Source organism: Phytohabitans sp. LZ39, from assembly GCF_059359075.1.
Genome location: NZ_JCADBM010000003.1, coordinates 391969 through 407687 on the forward strand (window position 1 = coordinate 391969; position 15719 = coordinate 407687).

At 71.0% G+C, this 15719-nt stretch carries 13 protein-coding genes and 1 pseudogene; 8 read left to right on the top strand and 6 right to left on the bottom strand.

Annotation, left to right across the window (positions count from 1 at the left end; all coding sequences use genetic code 11):
• The first annotated feature begins 146 nt into the window (after positions 1–146).
• Positions 147–1187 (top strand): LacI family DNA-binding transcriptional regulator, encoded by a 1041-nt coding sequence (locus AC5L36_RS08210; RefSeq protein WP_441216989.1) that lies wholly within the window; start codon positions 147–149, stop codon positions 1185–1187.
• Positions 1188–1254: 67 nt separating this feature from the next.
• Here the strand turns inward: AC5L36_RS08210 and AC5L36_RS08215 are convergent, their stop codons facing one another.
• Positions 1255–2436 (bottom strand): serine hydrolase domain-containing protein, encoded by a 1182-nt coding sequence (locus AC5L36_RS08215; RefSeq protein WP_441216990.1) that lies wholly within the window; start codon positions 2434–2436, stop codon positions 1255–1257.
• A 298-nt stretch (positions 2437–2734) separates the two neighbouring features.
• Between AC5L36_RS08215 and AC5L36_RS08220 the strand changes: the two are divergent.
• Positions 2735–5821: pseudogene (locus AC5L36_RS08220) on the top strand (RICIN domain-containing protein).
• Positions 5822–5825: 4 nt separating this feature from the next.
• Here the strand turns inward: AC5L36_RS08220 and AC5L36_RS08225 are convergent.
• Positions 5826–6215, bottom strand: a complete 390-nt coding sequence (locus AC5L36_RS08225; protein WP_441216991.1) for a RidA family protein — start codon at positions 6213–6215, stop codon at positions 5826–5828.
• A gap of 65 nt (positions 6216–6280) precedes the next feature.
• On the opposite strand from AC5L36_RS08225, the gene AC5L36_RS08230 reads away from it, so the two are divergent.
• Both AC5L36_RS08230 and AC5L36_RS08235 read left to right on the top strand, forming a co-directional pair.
• Positions 6281–6877, top strand: coding sequence for a CGNR zinc finger domain-containing protein (locus AC5L36_RS08230; protein ID WP_441216992.1), 597 nt, complete (start codon positions 6281–6283; stop codon positions 6875–6877).
• Positions 6878–6914: 37 nt separating this feature from the next.
• A complete protein-coding gene (locus AC5L36_RS08235) occupies positions 6915–7313 on the top strand; it encodes a hypothetical protein (RefSeq protein ID WP_441216993.1) in 399 nt (132 codons plus the stop codon).
• Positions 7314–7394: 81 nt separating this feature from the next.
• On the opposite strand, the gene AC5L36_RS08240 is transcribed toward AC5L36_RS08235, so the two are convergent.
• Positions 7395–8168 (bottom strand): methyltransferase domain-containing protein, encoded by a 774-nt coding sequence (locus AC5L36_RS08240; protein ID WP_441216994.1) that lies wholly within the window; start codon positions 8166–8168, stop codon positions 7395–7397.
• Between the two features lie 211 nt (positions 8169–8379).
• Here AC5L36_RS08240 and rox point away from each other — a divergent pair, with 211 nt between their 5' ends.
• The gene (gene rox / locus AC5L36_RS08245) at positions 8380–9807 is read left to right on the top strand and encodes a rifampin monooxygenase (protein ID WP_441216995.1); all 1428 of its coding nucleotides are present in this window, start codon (positions 8380–8382) and stop codon (positions 9805–9807) included.
• A 9-nt stretch (positions 9808–9816) separates the two neighbouring features.
• Here the strand turns inward: rox and AC5L36_RS08250 are convergent, their stop codons facing one another.
• Together AC5L36_RS08250 and AC5L36_RS08255 are read right to left on the bottom strand one after the other, a co-directional pair.
• Complete coding sequence (locus AC5L36_RS08250) at positions 9817–10818, bottom strand: RICIN domain-containing protein (RefSeq protein WP_441216996.1); 1002 nt, start codon at positions 10816–10818, stop codon at positions 9817–9819.
• Between the two features lie 74 nt (positions 10819–10892).
• Positions 10893–11576, bottom strand: coding sequence for an SDR family NAD(P)-dependent oxidoreductase (locus tag AC5L36_RS08255; RefSeq protein WP_441216997.1), 684 nt, complete (start codon positions 11574–11576; stop codon positions 10893–10895).
• A gap of 64 nt (positions 11577–11640) precedes the next feature.
• On the opposite strand from AC5L36_RS08255, the gene AC5L36_RS08260 reads away from it, so the two are divergent.
• Genes AC5L36_RS08260 through AC5L36_RS08270 form a run of 3 tightly spaced genes read left to right on the top strand, consistent with a single transcriptional unit; the run spans position 11641 to position 14310 of the window.
• Positions 11641–12405 carry an IclR family transcriptional regulator gene (locus AC5L36_RS08260; RefSeq protein ID WP_441216998.1) on the top strand — a complete coding sequence of 255 codons (765 nt, stop codon included), beginning with the start codon at positions 11641–11643 and terminating at the stop codon, positions 12403–12405.
• Between the two features lie 43 nt (positions 12406–12448).
• Positions 12449–13300, top strand: a complete 852-nt coding sequence (locus AC5L36_RS08265; protein WP_441216999.1) for a fumarylacetoacetate hydrolase family protein — start codon at positions 12449–12451, stop codon at positions 13298–13300.
• Between the two features lie 2 nt (positions 13301–13302).
• Complete coding sequence (locus AC5L36_RS08270; protein ID WP_441217000.1) at positions 13303–14310, top strand: zinc-dependent alcohol dehydrogenase; 1008 nt, start codon at positions 13303–13305, stop codon at positions 14308–14310.
• A gap of 4 nt (positions 14311–14314) precedes the next feature.
• On the opposite strand, the gene AC5L36_RS08275 is transcribed toward AC5L36_RS08270, so the two are convergent.
• On the bottom strand, positions 14315–15529 hold the full coding sequence (locus tag AC5L36_RS08275; protein WP_441217001.1) for a cobalamin-independent methionine synthase II family protein: 1215 nt from the start codon (positions 15527–15529) through the stop codon (positions 14315–14317).
• Positions 15530–15719: the final 190 nt, after the last annotated feature.

Consider the following 15719-nt stretch of genomic DNA (forward strand, 5'->3'; position numbering starts at 1 on the left):
AAGACGATGGGTAACGTTTTCCAAAATGTTTCGCCTGACCCTAGGAGGTCATCGGTTGGACGTCAAGAGGTCGCCCTGACCACCAGGGAGGAAACCGATTACACTGCCCAGACAACGTTCCCTGCGCGACTGTGGGAGGAGGCCTGATGAAGAGGCCCTTGGCGCCGTCCCGGCGGGTCACCATCATCGACGTGGCGCAGCACGCGCAGGTCTCCACGACCGCGGTCTCCAAGGTGCTGCGCAACGCGTACGGGGTCAGCCCGGCCATGCAGGCCAAGGTGCGCCAGGCCATCGCCGAGCTCGGCTACCGGCCCAACGCGGCGGCCCGCGGCATGCGCGGCCAGACCTACACCATCGGCGTGATGCTGCCCAACATCATCAACCCGTTCTTCTCGCAGATCCTCGACGGCCTTACCGAGCACCTGGCCAGCACCGACTACCAGGTGCTGCTCGGGCCGGGCTGCAACGGCGAGGAGGCCGAAGCGAAGGTCACCCACGCCATGATCGACCGCAGCATGGACGGGCTGATCCTCATCGCACCGGTCTCGTCACGCGCCCACCTCGACTACGTCGCCGGCACCGTGCCGACCGTGATCGTCGGCCGGCATGGCCGCTCCCGCGCCTACGACACCGTGGCCGACGACGACTTCACCGGCGCCGCGCTCGTCGTCGACCACCTCGCCGACCTCGGCCACCGGCGGATCGGGCACATCGACCACGGCGAGACCGACCCCGACCGCATCGCCGAGATGCCCAACGCCATCCGCGCCGCCGGCTACCGGCACGCGATGCAGGCGCGCGGCCTGGCCGACCACATCGACATCGCCTCCACCACCTACACCCAGGAAGGCGGCTACCTTGGTGCCCAGCAGCTGCTGGCCCGTCCGGTGCGGCCGACGGCGATCTTCGCCGGGGCCGACATCGTCGCGATGGGTGCCCTCGACGCGATCGACGAGGCGGGGCTGCGCGTGCCGGAGGACATCTCGGTCGCCGGATACGACAACACGACCTTCGCGGCCTTCCGCCCCATCTCGCTGACCAGCGTCGACCAGGCCGGCTACCAGATCGGCGCCAACGCCGCCCGCCTGCTGCTCGACCGGATCGTCGACCGGACTCGGCCGGCCGCGCAGGTCAAGCTCTCCCCCACCCTCGTCCCCCGCCGCACGACCGCACCACCCGCCGCCTGACCAGCCCGAGCCCCGCCGCACGATCGGCCCGCCGCCGGCGCACGGTACCGGCCGGCGGCGGGCCCCTTCAGCGCGCGGTCACCTCGCACAGCGCGTTCTGGATCAGGGCGGTGGCGGCCATGGCCTGCCGCAGCGCGGGGCTGTCGTCGGGTGGTGGAGCGCCGAAGGCGAGCGCGGTGGACATCGAAGCGGCGATGCTGTGCCGGCCGTCGCCCGTGACGCCGTTGTCGGTGACGAACCCCTCCTGGCTGCCGTTGTGCGTCCAATAGGTGCCGCCACAGGGCAGCGGGATCTCGAAGATGCCCAACCCGTACCGGGCTCCGGGCCAGAGGGACGCGAGCTGCTCGTCGACCGGGCGGGTCTGTTTCATGAGGGCCAGCTCCGCCGGCTTGAGCAGCCGGCCGCCCAGCAGGGCTCGGAAGAACGTGTTGAGGTCGGCGGTGGTGGACAGCAGGCCGCCGGAGGCGTCCGCGTCCACGAGCAGGGTGACGTCCACCAGCGGGCCTCCCGGCTCGTACTGCTGGTAGCCGTTGGCGTGCGGCCGCGGCAGGTCGGGGCGGGTCCCCGGCCAGAACGTGTGCCGCAGCCCCAGCGGACCGATGACGCGCTTGCGGACCTGCCGGTGCCAGGGTTGACCGGTGACCTTCTCGATCACCATGCCGAGGAGCACGTACCCGGTGTTGGAGTACCCCCACGCGGTGCCCGGTGCGAAGTCGGGCCGGTGCGCCATCGCGGCCGCGACGATTTGCTCTGGCGTGTGGACGTCGAACCGGTGCTGGTAATAGTCCTCGGCCGACTCGAAGTATGGATAGTCGTCGTGGATGCCGCTGGTGTGCTGGAGCAGGTGCCGGATCGTCATCCGGCTGCCGTCGTTGCCGTTGCCGCGCACGAGGCCGGGCAGCCACCGCTCGACGCTGTCGTCGAGGGAGAGCCTGCGCTCGCCCACGAGCTGGAGGACCACGGTGGCCACGAACGTCTTCGTGGCGCTGCCGATCCGGAAGTAGCCGTCGGGTGACACGGGGCGGCCGGTGCCGGTGTCCGCGACACCGCCGGTCACCACGGCCGTCCGGCCGGGAGTGACCAGCCGGGCCTGGACCCCGGTCACGCCGAGCGCGGTGATGGCCCGCACATCGCGATCCAGCCGCTCCCGTACCGGGTCGGTCACCGGCCCCGCCGCGGCCGTGCTCGCGCCGGTCGTCGTCGCGAGGACGGCGGCGACCGCGAGGGCTGGCAAGAAGGTCTTCTTCATGCCTCGACGCTAGGTTCGCGGCCGGGGTCCACGCCCTAGCACTGTCCATACTCTTCGGGGTATGGCTATCTATACCCGCGGGTCATCCGCGTAGGTAGGCGATCACGGCCAGCACCCGGCGATGCTCGGGTCTGAACGAATCTGAACTCTTCGGTTCGGGTCCTGGCGCTCCGGCGGCGGTCTGCGGTATCGCTATCAATGGATGCCTTTGCGGCGTGCCCAAGGCCGCCTCCGTGACCAGACGTCGACTGGAGTTTTGATGACCGACCGCCGATCCGTCCGGCGTAGTGCGGGCACTATGCTGGCGTTCCTCGTCGTGGCGGTGGCGAGTGTGGCCGCCGCGCCGGCCAGGCAGGTGCCGGTGAGCCTGGCCGCGGACTCGGGCACGGTCTTCGTCACGATCGGCAACCGGGCCACCGGCAAGCTCGTCGACGGCATGGGCCGCACCAACGACGGTGCCAACGTCGGCCAGCAGGACGGCCCGGCCACCGCCAGCCAGCAGTGGCTGCTGGTGCCGGCCGGTGACTTCATCCGGCTCAAGAACAGGGCGACCGGCCTCTACATGGACGGCATGGGCCGCGCGACGAGCGGGGCGATCTGCGGGCAGTGGCGCGAGTCCAGCAGCGTCAACCAGCAGTGGAGCAGGGAAGCCGCCGGCGACCACGTGAAGCTGAGAAACCGCGCCTCCGGGCTCTACCTGGACGGCGGTGACGGCACCGACCTGCGGCAGAGCACCGGCGTCGACGGCCCCGAGCAGCAATGGTTGATCACCGAGCTCGGCACCACGATCGTCGTGGACGGCGACGACATCCGCGCCGGCAACGTCAACGGCCTCACGTTCAAGGGTTTCGGGCTCCTGAGCGCCAACAGCACCAGCGAGCTGCTGATGGACTACAAGGCGCAGAGCCCGAAGAAGTACGCGGAGCTGCTGCGCGTCCTGTTCGGCGGCGAACGGCCCGTCATCACCAACGTGAAGCTCGAAATGGGCAACGACCGCAACAACTCCACCGGGCCGGATCCGGCGACCATGCGACTGGAGACCGAGGCGCCGAACGTCAAGCGCAGCCAAGGCTTTCAGCTCGCGGCCGACGCCAAGAAGGTCAACCCACGGCTCAAGGTGAGCTTCCTGCGCTGGAACGCGCCCGCGTGGGCCGACACCAACGACAAGATCTACTCCTGGTAAAAGGCGACGATCCTGGCGGCGTACCGCACCTACGGCTTCATGATCGACTACGTCAACCCGGGGTTCAACGAGCGTGCCGCGGACTTCGCGTGGACCAAGCGATACGCCGACCTGGTCCGGACCGACGGTGAAGGGTTCGCCAGCGCCACCGAGCGCGCGCTGTACAACCGCATCGGTGTGGTGATCTCCGACGAGGTGTCGGTCGGAGGGTTCGGCGACGACATGGTGAGCGACGTCAGCCTGCGCGACGCGGTGGCCGTCGCCGCGTACCACTACAACCCGGACGACGACGGCGCCGGCAGCTTCAAGCGCCTGGCGCAGGAGTTCGACAAGGAGGTGTGGAACAGCGAGGCGCAGGCGACCTTCAGCAACTCGGCCTTCCGCCCCAACAACAACATGCGCCAACCCACGGTCGCCGGCACCGGCATCGGCGGCACCGGCAGCGCGCTGGAGATGGGAAACACCGTCATCAAGGGCTTCGTCAACTCGCGCCGCACCAACTTCGTGTACCAACCGGCGGTCGGCGCCTTCTACGAAGGTGGGCAGTACGCCTTCAAAGAGCTGCTCAGCGCGCGTGACCCGTGGTCCGGCTGGCTGCACTACGACGTGGCCATCGACGTGCTGCGGCACTTCAGCTGGTTCGCCAAGACCGGCTGGGAGGACGCGGGCAACACGGCGGGGATCTGGCGGGCCGTGCCGGAGGCGAGCTTCACCGGGGCCACCGGCACCAACCCGATCGTGGGGCGCAACGGCTCGCCCAGCTACCTGACGCTCGCCGCTCCCGACAAGCGGCACTTCTCCACGGTCTTCATGAACGACAGCGAGTACGCGCAGGCGTACCGGCTCCAGGCCGTCGACATGGCGTACACCCGCGCGCCCGCCGTGGAGGTGTGGGAGACCCGCGCGGCAGAGCCCGGCCAGGCCTTCAACGCCAACTACATGAAGTATCTCGGCAAGCTCTCCCCCGACGCGGACGGCGCCTACTCGGTGGCCGTGAAGCCCAACTCGGTCGTCACCGTGACCACTTTGGACAACCGCCGGAACCCCGAGTTTCGGGTCCCGCTGCCGGTCGAGGGCGAGCGCACCGTGCTCGACACGAAGGGGCCCCTGCTTTACGCCGATGACTTCGACTACACCGGTAAGCGCGTCCCGGTGATCGGCCGCGGCGGCCGCATCGTCGGCACCGAAGACTTCATCGCCTCGCGCGGCGGCTCCAAGAGCGCGATCCCGCTGTACGCCAGCGATCGCAACGGCGCGTTCGAGGCCTACCTGCCGGACGGCTCCCGCGACTACGTGCTGCGCCAGCAGCTCGACCAGTCCATCATGGGGCTCGGCGCCGCGTGGAACGGTGGCGACGCCCTGACGAGGATCGGCGACAGCCGCTGGCTCGACTACACGGCGAGCGTCGACGTGTCCTTCGAAAACAGCGGCACCGAAGGCAACTACGCCCTCATCGGCGTACGCGAACAGCACGGCGACGTCGGCGCGCCGTACAAGCTGAGGTTCACCTTCGACGGTGGCTGGCAGCTGCTCGTCAACAACAGCGCCGTGGCGAGCGGCAACGTGGTGTCCGGCGAGGGCGGCGTGACGATCCCCGGCTTCGACACCGCCCACGACGCGTGGCACAACATCGCGATGAAAGCCGCCGGCGACACGGTCACCGCGCTGCTGGACGGCGTGCCGCTCGCCTCCTACACCGACCCGGCGCCGAAGGCCTCCGGCCGGATCAACCTCGGCAGCGGCTACTACCACACGAGGTTCGACAACCTCCGGGTGGAGCCCGTCGCCGGCTTCCCCGCGTACTACGCGGAGTTCCTCGACAACCTGGAGATGAACGACCTGGCCGCCAGGCCCGCCACCAAGCTCGTCTACGGCGGCACGTGGGCCCACGAAAACGGCAAGGGCATGTACAACGTGCAGCGAAGCCTGTCCACCAGCCAGGGCGCGGGTTCGACACTGACCTACACGTTCACCGGCACGGGTCTGGACATCGTGGGGCCCAACAACGGCTCGGCCGTGCTGGAGGTCGCCGTCGACGGCACCGTCGTCGACGCCGCGGCCGGCACGATCGCCTCGCCGGAGTTCTACCAGACCTACACGCTGCGAGACCTCCGCCCCGGCAGGCACACCGTGCGGATCACGGTGCGCGACGGCACCCTCGTGGTGGATGCCGTCGGCATCGTGCCCGGCGGCCGGCGATGAGGAGTCACACGACGGCGACCGCGTCGATCTCGACGAGGACACCGGGGCCCAGCGCGGAGACGAACTGCACGGTGATGGCCGGCGGCGCGTCGGCCGGATCCCACGCCTCCTGGAAGGCGGCCAGACCCTCCTCGAAACCCTGACCCTCCACCGCGGCGATCCGCCAGTGCACGACGTTCGCCAGGGTGCCGCCCTCGCTCTCCAGGATGGTGGCGAGGTTGCGGAAGACCTGCCTGGACTGCTCCAGCAGCGTCGGACCGACGACCTTGCCGTCGGCGTCCACGCCGTTCTGCCCGCCGATGTAGATGGTCTTTGTCGGCTGCTCGACCACGACCGCCTGGCTGAAGGCCGGGCTGCGGTGGAGTCCTTCGGGGTTGATGTGCCTGACGCTCATGTCCTGCCCCTTCAGTGAGTAACCGGTTATAGCGGTGTCGCTACAACACCAGTTATACTGGTTTCATGCTGGCGAACGCAAGTGGGCGTGTGCTTCACGACCCCAAGGGCGGGTCGTTCCATTTCGACGCGGGCGCCGCCTGCCTCGACTTCGCGCACAGCGGCGGCGAAGGGCCGTACGCGAAGTTCGAGTCCCTCCACGAGCCCGCCGACCTGGCCGAGTGGCTGGCCCAGCCGCCGCTCGGCATCGTCGTGACGGTCCCCGTGACGGCCCGCGAGCTGACCGAGGCCAAGTCGCTGCGCCAGGCCATCTGGGAGGCGGCGCACGCCCAGGCGGACGGCCGCCCGCTCCCCGCCGCGGCGATCGCGACCATCAACAAGGCCGCCGCCGCCCCGCCGCTGGTCCCGACGCTGGCGGCCGGCGGCACGACCGCGGGTTGGGCGCCGCCGGTGCGGACGTCGCAGGTGATGTCCACGTTCGCGCGAGAGATGATCGAGCTGCTGTCCGGGCCGCTCTCCGGCCGCATCCGCGAGTGCGCCAGCGACACCTGCCCGCTGGTGTTCGTCGACTCGTCCCGCCCCGGCACGCGGCGCTGGTGCGCGATGGAGCGCTGCGGCAACAGGCACAAGCTCCGCGCCCTGCGCGCCCGCCAGGCACCGTGAAACGGATTTGAAGCCGGCGGGTGATGCACTGGTCCGCATGAACCTGAAGCGGGGGATGGCACACCTGGTCGGCTCCGCGGCGCTGGCCGCCGGGGCGCTGCTGCTCGCGCCGGCCACGGCCGCGCCGGCGGCGACCTACCCGGGCAGCTGCTACGTCTGGGACAACGAGGCCAACATGCCCGGCGCCTGCGACGACCAGTACACCACCTTCAGCCAGTCCGATGTGGACATCTGGGACGACCCGTTCCAGCCGACTACGGTGCTCGGCACCGGCGGCGACGGCCAGGTCTTCGCCACCATGGGCTTCGTCTCCGACGGTGTGGCCTGGTCGTGCGACAGCGGGGTGACCACCCGCTTCTGGTACTACGGCGACCACAAGGGACACGGCGTCGTCGGGTGGGTGCCCGACTGCTATCTCAACGGCCGACCGACCTGATTTCCCGGGTCCGCCGTGGGCACGGCCGTCGCTCCCGCCGGAGACCGGTCGGCCGTGGCCGGCCTCCCTGCCACCTCCGCGTCACACACCCGCGACGACGGTGAACAACGTGAGCGTCGCCAGGAACGGGCCGCTGACCGTACGGTGCGCCCAGTCCTCCGCGGCCCGCTGGCCCAGCACGCCCGCCTGGACCGCGCGGATCACGTTGCGCCGCAGGCCCAGCACCTGATCGGCGGTCCCGAAGTCACGAAACACCACCACGCTCGCGTCCACATCGAACACGGCGAGGCCGGCGGCGGCGGCGAGCCGCGGGAGCTGCCGGCCTACCACGGCGTTGCGCACCCGGCCGGCCATGAACCGGGAGACCGCGCGGCTCGTCTCCACATCGGAGTCATCGACCGCCAGCGTGTCCCAATCCAGCTCGGCCATCCCCGCCAACCCGCCGGGCCGCAACACACGCCGCAGCTCCGCGACCGCCCGAGCCGGATCCTCCACATGCTGGAGCACCCGGTCGGTGCGTACCCGGTCGGCGCAGGCGTCCGCGCACGGCAACGCGTGCACGTCGCCGCGACGTACCTCGACGTTGCGGTGGCCGGACGCCCGGCGGCGTGCGTGCTCGACCATCGCCGGATCGCGGTCGACCCCGACGACCGAGCCGGCCTCGCCGACCGCGCCCGACAGGCGGACGAGATCGGTGCCCGGACCGCAGCCGACGTCGAGCACGACCTGACCAGGCCGCACGTCGAGCGCCTCGAGAAACCGCCGCTTGTAGCCGCGCCCGGCCGCGGTGGCCGCCGCGGCGTCGAGGTACTCCACGTGGTCCGGCGCGGCCGGCACGGCGGTGAAATCCATCATCCCCGGATCCAACCACGCGCCCGCGGAGGCTCTGTGCGGGAAATGTGGTGAGGTCGTGTCCGTCCACAGCGGACTCCGTCCACAGCGGACAAAGAAAAAGGGCAAGGAGTCAAACTCTCCCTGCCACTCTTAACGTATACCGCACCGGGGGCCTTGTGGCAAGACCCGGGTCGTGGTGCAGAATCGCCGAACCGAAAGCCATGGGGGTTTCATGATTGACGTGATCATCGCCGGCGGCGGACCGACCGGCGTGATGCTCGCCGCCGAGCTGCGACTGCACGGCCTGCACGTGCTCGTGCTGGAGAAGGACACCGAGCCGACCAAGATCGGACGCTCGCTCGGCCTGCACGCGCGCAGCATCGAGGTGCTCGACCAGCGGGGCCTGCTGGAGCGCTTCCTGGCACTCGCCCAGCGGTATCCGATCCACGCGGCCTTCGCCGGCATCGTCAAGCCGCCGCCGGACGGGCTGGACACCGCGCACCCGTACCTGCTCGGCATCCCGCAGCCCGTCACCGACCGCCTGCTGACCGAGCACGCCATCGAGGTCGGCACGGAGATCCGGCGCGGTCACGAGCTCGTCGGGCTGAGCCAGGACGGCGACGGCGTGACCGTGGAGCTCGCCGACGGCACGCGGCTGCGCTCGCGCTACCTGGTCGGCTGCGACGGCGGTCGCAGCACCGTCCGCAAGCGGCTCGGCGTCGACTTCCCCGGCGAGCCCGCCAGGATCGAGTGGCTGCTGGGCGAGGTGGAGGTGACCACGCCGCTGGAGGAGCTGACGGCGGTGGTGGCCAAGGTCCGCGAGACAGATCTGGGGTTCGGCGTCGGGCCGGCCGGTAACGGGCTGTTCCGCGCCGTCGTCCGCGCCGAACGGGTGGCCGAGGACGGCGCCGCCCCGCCCACCCTCGATGAGCTGAGGCAGCGGATGCGAGCGGTCGCCGGCACCGACTTCGGCGTGCACTCGCCACGCTGGCTGTCCCGCTTCGGCGACGCCACCCGGCTGGCCGAGCGCTACCGCGTCGACCGGGTGCTGCTGGCCGGCGACGCGGCGCACATCCACCCGCCGCTCGGCGGGCAGGGCCTCAACCTCGGCATCCAGGACGCGTTCAACCTAGGCTGGAAACTGGCCGCCGCGGTCCGCGGCTGGGCGCCGGACGGGCTGCTGGACACCTACCAGGCAGAGCGGCACCCGGTGGCCGCCGACGTGCTCGACAACACCCGCGCGCAGGCCGAGCTGATGTCCCTGGAGCCGGGCCCCCAGGCCGCGCGCCGGCTTGTGTCGCAGCTGATGGACTTCCAGGACGTGACCCGCTACCTGGTCGAGAAGGTCTCCGCGATCGGCATCCGCTACGACTTCGGCGAGGGCCACGAGCTGCTCGGCCGCCGGCTGCGCGACGTGCGGTTGACGCGCGGCCGCCTCTACGAGCTGACCCGCGGCGGCCGCGGCCTGCTGCTGGACCAGACCGGCCGCCTGTCCATGGCGGGCTGGGCCGACCGGGTCGACCACGTGGTCGACACCAGCGAAGAGCTGGACGTGCCCGCGGTGCTGCTGCGCCCCGACGGTCACGTCGCCTGGGCCGGCGACGACCAGCGGGACCTGCTCACCCACCTACCCACCTGGTTCGGCAGCCCGGCCGGCTGAGCCGACGCTTCAGAGGCCCATGTCCTGGCGGAGGGCGGCGACCATCTTGACGTTACGGACGTACTCGTCGGCGGACGTGGCCTCGCTGGCCTGGTTGAGCCCGTGTGGCCAGAAGTGGGCGCCGTCCGCGTAGAGCACCGCCGAGGAGTTGCCGTCGAGCGTACGCAGCTGGTTGATCGCGTTGGTGCCGGTCCACCGTCCACCGGAGACGCGGGAGGCCCAGCCGCCGTAGGTGCCGACGCCGAGGGTGTGCGCGATCTCGTGCATGGCGGTGGCTTGCACCATTGTGGACTTCGCCCCGAAGCGGATGGTGCCGTTGTAGTTGCCGTCGGCCGTCGGCACGCTCGGCTCGTAGTAGATGGACAGCGACTTGCGGACGCTGAGGTAGCAGTTGTAGACCGTCAGGGCCAGGTTCATGGCCTCGGTGATCCGGTTGTACGAGTCGGTCTGGTCGGCGGTCGGCGACGAAGCCCGGTGGAGCGTGTAGGTGATGCCGCCGGAGCCGGGGCAGCCGGCGCCGCCGGCCGTGCTGTTCCACCGCTGGTTGGCACCGCCGTTGCAGGTCCACAGGATGATCGCCGTGCCGTTGCCGGTGCCGCCGCCGTTGGCGTCGAGGCAGAGCCCGGACAGGGCGCTGGTGATGGTGCCGTTGCTGTTGACGCTCCACTGCTGGTTGGTGCCGCCGGTGCAGTCCCAGATGACCACCTGGGTGCCGGCCGTGGTGCCGTTGTTGTACGCGTCGAGGCACTTGGTGCCCGCGTACGCGGCCAGCTGCCGGCCGGAGTTGTAGTTCCACTGCTGGTTGCTTCCGCCGTTGCAGTCGTAGAGCTTCACCTGCGTGCCGTTCGTCTTGCTCGCGCTGGGCACGTCGACACAGCGGCCGGACGGGACGCCGCGGACCGCGCCGACGGCCGCCGAGGCCGGGTCGGCGACGGCGACCGCGAGCAGGAAGCCGGCGAGCGCGGTGGCGGCCGCGGTGACCACGGCGACGGCAGGGCGGAGGTTTGGCATCCGTTGCTCCTCAGGGAGGTTAGCGTGAACCTACCCATCCATACATTTGGATGCAAGGGTCGCTGAGGCGCGGGTCAGTACGTGGCCCGGCCGCCGCTGATGTCGTACACGGCGCCGGTGGAGAAGCTGACCCGGTCCGAGGCGAGCCAGGCGATGAGCTCGGCGACCTCCTCGGGCCGGCCGAGCCGCTTCATCGGGATGAGGCCGGTGATGTGCGCCAGTGCGTCGGGCGCGGTGGCGGCGTTCATCGGCGTCTCGATCACCGCGGGCGCGATGGCGTTGGCGAGCACGCCACTGGTGGCGAGCTCCTTGCCCAGCGACTTGGTCAGGGCGATGACGGCGGCCTTGGACGCCGAGTAGGGCGACATGTTGGGGTTGCCGTCCTTGCCGGCCATGCTGGCGATGTTGACGACGCGGCCCCAGCCGCGCTCCCGCATGCCGGGCACGAACGCCTGGCAGGTGTTGAACGTTCCACGGACGTTGACCGCGAACGTCCGCTCCCAGCCGTCCAGCGGTATCTCCCACAGCGGCGCGTTCGGCCCGACGATGCCGGCGGAGTTGACGAGGATGTCGACCGGCCCGACCCGATCGGCGGCCGCGCGGACGGCATCGGCGTCGGTGACGTCGACCCGCAGGTCGGCTCCCTCGGCGATGTCGAGCGTGCGGACCGTGACGCCGTCCTGCGCCAGGCGGGCGGCGGCCGCCGCACCCAGACCGCTCATGCCACCGGTCACCACGGCGGTACGGGAAGCGCTCATCGGGGCCTCTTTCCAAATACCGGAATGGCTTTTGTTTTGGTGGAAATCAGCCTAGCATCGGGGCGTGACCGAGCCGCCGGACAGCAAGCTCGTCGGCGCCGACCGGGTCCTCGCCGTGCTCACCGAGCTCGCCCGGCACCCCGGCGGCGTCGGGCTGGATGACATGGCGCGGGCGATGGCCAGCCCGAAGCCGACCGTGCACCGCGCGCTCGCCGCGCTGCGCCGGGCCGGGTTCGCGGCACAGGACGGCTATGGGCGCTACGTGCTCGGCGACGAGTTCCTGCGGCTGGCGTTCGCCCACCACGAGGCGCGCCCCGACCACGTGCGGGTGTCGCCGATCCTCACCGCGCTGTGCGAGCGATACGGCGAGACGGTCCACTACGCCACGCTCGACCGCCGCCACGTGGTCTATCGCTCCAAGTTGGACCCGCCGGTCGGCGCTATCCGCCTCAGCTCGGTCATCGGCGGCCGCAACCCGGCCCACTGCACCGCCGTGGGCAAGATGCTGCTCGCCGCGGCGCTGCGGACCGAGCAGGAGGTGCGCGACTGGGCCGGCGAGCGGCCGCTGGAGGCGCCCACCGAGCGGTCCATCGCCTCGGTCGAGGCCCTGCACGCCGAGCTGGTCCGCACCCGCGAGCGCGGTTACGCCGTCGACGACCAGGAAAGCGAGCCGGGTGTCAACTGTGTCGCCGTGCTGGCCTACCTCACCTCGCCCACGGTGCCCAGCGGCGCGGTCAGCGTCAGCGCCCTGGCATACCGGACGCCGTTGCCAAAGCTCGTCGAGGACGTGGCCGCCATCCGCGCGGTCGTCGCCGGACAGATTCCCTGAGGTACGCCCTCACTGAGATACGGAGAGAAGCATCATGCGCCTCATGCGTGTCGGCGCCGCCGGCGCCGAAAAGCCGGCCGTGCGGGTCGACGATTCCTCCTATGTGGACGTCTCCGACCTCGCCGCCGACTTCGACGAGCGGTTCTTCGGCTCCGGCGGCATCGCCCGGCTGGCCGGCCCGGTCGCCGAGCGGATCGCCGCCGGCCAGGTGCGCCAGTTGGGCGACGAGCGGATCGGCGCGCCGATCGCCCGCCCGCACCAGATCCTCTGCATCGGTCTCAACTACAGCGACCACGCCGCCGAGACCGGCCAGGCCGTGCCTGCGGAGCCGATCCTGTTCACCAAGAGCCCCAACACGCTCGTCGGGCCGTACGACGACGTCCGCATCCCGCGCGGCGCCACGAAGACCGACTGGGAGGTCGAGCTCGGCATCGTGATCGGCACCCGCACCTCCTATCTGGACGATGTGGCGGACGCCGCGGCGGCCATCGCCGGCTACGTGCTCGTCAACGACGTGAGCGAGCGGGCGTTCCAGATGGAGCGCGGCGGGCAGTGGAGCAAGGGCAAGTCGGCCGAGACCTTCAACCCGGCCGGTCCGTGGCTGGTCACCCCCGACGAGATCCCCGACGTGCGCGAGCTGTCCATGTGGCTCGACGTCAACGGGGTGCGGCGGCAGACCGGCTCGACCAAGACCATGATCTTCGACCCGTACACGATCGTGCACCACCTGAGCCAGTTCATGGTCCTGGAGCCCGGCGACCTCGTCAACACCGGCACCCCGCCAGGCGTCGGGATGGGCCACAAGCCGCCCATCTGGCTACACCCGGGTGACGTCATCGAGCTGGGCATCGACCACCTCGGCGTCGCGCGGCAGCGCGTCGTGGCCCCCCGATAGCCGTGCGCGCGCTGGTCCTGACCGGGCCACACCGGGCGGAGGTGCGGGAGGTCCCGGACCCGGTCGCCGCCGCCGACCAGGTGGTCGTCGACGTGGAACGGGTCGGCATCTGCGGCACCGACGTCGAGCTGTTCACCGGCGAGATGAGCTACCTGCACAACGGCGCGTCCTCGTACCCGTTGCGGCCCGGCCACGAGTGGTGCGGCACCGTCACCGCGGTCGGCCCGGGTGTGGAGCCCGGCTGGCTCGGCCGCCGCGTCACCGGCGACACGATGATCGGATGCGGGCGCTGCGACCGCTGCCGCCGCGGCCGCCACCACGTCTGCGCCGACCGTCACGAGCTGGGCATCCGCGACGGCCTGCCGGGCGCCCTCGCCGAGCGGCTCGCGGTGCCGGCCAGGTCCCTGCACGCCCTTCCGGACACAGTGGACGCCGCCTTGGGCGCGCTCGTCGAGCCGGGCGGCAACGCGCTGCGCAGCGTGCGCGCCGCCGACCTCGCGGCCGGCGAGCGGTTGCTGGTGCTCGGCACCGGCACGATCGGCCTGCTCACCGCGATGTTCGCGCGCGCCCGCGGTGTCGAGACGCACCTGATGGGCCGCGACGACGTCCAGCTGGAGCTGGCCCGCGGCCTCGGGCTCGACAACGCCTGGACCCGCGACAGCCTGCCGCGGCTGTCCTGGGACGGGATCGTCGACGCGTCCACCGCCCCGGCGCTGCCCGCGCTCGCCGTGGAGCTGGTCGAGCCGGGCCGCCGAGTCGTCTACATCGGACTCTCCAGCACACCGAGCACAGTGGACAGCCGCGACCTCGTCTTCAAGGACGTCACCGCCGTCGGCATCCTCGGCGCCTCCGCCGGCCTGGCCGGTGCCATCGACGCGTACGCGAGCGGCGCCGTCGACCCGCGGCCCCTGGTCGCCGCCACGGTGGGCCTCGCCGGCGCCGCCGAGGTCCTGGCCGGGCGCCGCCCCGGCGGGCCCGGCCCGAAGGTCCACGTCGACCCCCGCCGGTAACGGGTCAGGTCCAGAGCCGGCGTGAGGCGATCTGGGCGCCGCGCACCAGCGACTCCAGCTTGGCCCACGCGATCTGCGGGTGTACCCGGCCGCCCAGGCCGCAGTCGGTGGAGGCGATGACGTTTTCCCGGCCGACGGCCTCCGCGAACCGGCCGATCCGATCGGCGACCAGCTCGGGGTGCTCGACGAGGTTTGTCGCGTGGCTCACCACCCCCGGCATGACGACCTTGCCATCCGGCAGCTTGACGTCGTGCCACACCCGCCACTCGTGCTCGTGGCGTACGTTGCCGGCCTCGAAGAGATATCCGCCCGCGTTGACCCGCAGCATCACCTCGACGATGTCGCGCATCGGGATGTCGGTCGTGTGCGGCCCGTGCCAGCTCCCCCAGCACAGGTGAAAGCGGATCCGCTCAGCCGGCAGCCCCCGGATCGCGTGGTTGAGCGCCTCGACGCGGACCATCGTGAACCGCTGGTAGTCCTCGACGCTGGGTTCCGGGTTGACCTGGTCCCAGTTTTCCGCGATGCACGGGTCGTCGAGCTGGAGGATCAGGCCGGCGTCGACGATGGCCTGGTACTCCTCCCGCATCACGTCGGCGGCGGCCCACAGAAACTCCTCGTCGGTGCCGTAGTACTCGTTGTCGAAGCGGGCGCAGCTGCCCGGCGCCACCGCGTTGAGGAAGCCCTCCGTGGCGCCGGTCGCCGCCATCGCCGCCTTGACGTTCGCGATGTCGCGCGCCACCGCCTCCTGGCCGGTGTACGTCAGCGGCCGCCGGCACACCGGAAACGCCTCGATCCGCGGGCCGAGCGTGATCCCGGACGTCGGATCCTGGTACGCCTCGGCGAAGCGGACCCAGTCGCGGCGGTCACCCCAGCTCGTCAGCACCACCCGGCCCGGCTCGGACAGCCGCGGCGGCGCGGCGAACGGGTCGACGGGCGCCAACTCCACCCCACCGAGCCGCTCGAACACGTAGGTCCACCAGGCCCCGTAGTTGACCGAGGAGGTCATCGCGTGCCCGCACTCGCCGTCGTTCGGCACGTCGATCCCCAGGTCGACCTGGCGGCGCACCACGTCGCCGACCGCGTCCCGCAACCGCGCTGGGAACGCCTCGGCGTCCGCCGCCTCCCCGGTCAGCCGGACCCGGTTGGCCTCGATCAGCTCGGCCGGGCGCGGCAGGCTGCCGGCGTGGGTGGTCAGGATCCGGCTAGCGCTTCGCTCCATCGATCCGCCTCCATCCGTTTCCGCCGAGGCTACCGCCTACCCCGCTCGGGCCAAGCCTCTAGAGACCTTTCGGTCCAAGGTCGCCGCCCGTCGTGGCACTACGTCGAGGCATATTTGCCCACGCCCGCGTCACCTGCGGACCGCATGCGCGGGCACCGCTCCCGGCCAGCCGCTCGCAGCACTCGCCGAA

Coding starts and splice junctions, on each gene's coding strand:
- AC5L36_RS08255 (WP_441216997.1), bottom strand. CDS start 11,576: ATGAGCGCTTCCCGTACCGCCGTGGTGACCGGTGGCATGAGCGGTCTG.
- AC5L36_RS08230 (WP_441216992.1), top strand. CDS start 6,281: ATGCTGGCGAACGCAAGTGGGCGTGTGCTTCACGACCCCAAGGGCGGG.
- AC5L36_RS08240 (WP_441216994.1), bottom strand. CDS start 8,168: ATGATGGATTTCACCGCCGTGCCGGCCGCGCCGGACCACGTGGAGTAC.
- AC5L36_RS08250 (WP_441216996.1), bottom strand. CDS start 10,818: ATGCCAAACCTCCGCCCTGCCGTCGCCGTGGTCACCGCGGCCGCCACC.
- AC5L36_RS08235 (WP_441216993.1), top strand. CDS start 6,915: ATGAACCTGAAGCGGGGGATGGCACACCTGGTCGGCTCCGCGGCGCTG.
- AC5L36_RS08210 (WP_441216989.1), top strand. CDS start 147: ATGAAGAGGCCCTTGGCGCCGTCCCGGCGGGTCACCATCATCGACGTG.
- AC5L36_RS08275 (WP_441217001.1), bottom strand. CDS start 15,529: ATGGAGCGAAGCGCTAGCCGGATCCTGACCACCCACGCCGGCAGCCTG.
- AC5L36_RS08225 (WP_441216991.1), bottom strand. CDS start 6,215: ATGAGCGTCAGGCACATCAACCCCGAAGGACTCCACCGCAGCCCGGCC.
- AC5L36_RS08265 (WP_441216999.1), top strand. CDS start 12,449: ATGCGTGTCGGCGCCGCCGGCGCCGAAAAGCCGGCCGTGCGGGTCGAC.
- AC5L36_RS08215 (WP_441216990.1), bottom strand. CDS start 2,436: ATGAAGAAGACCTTCTTGCCAGCCCTCGCGGTCGCCGCCGTCCTCGCG.
- rox (WP_441216995.1), top strand. CDS start 8,380: ATGATTGACGTGATCATCGCCGGCGGCGGACCGACCGGCGTGATGCTC.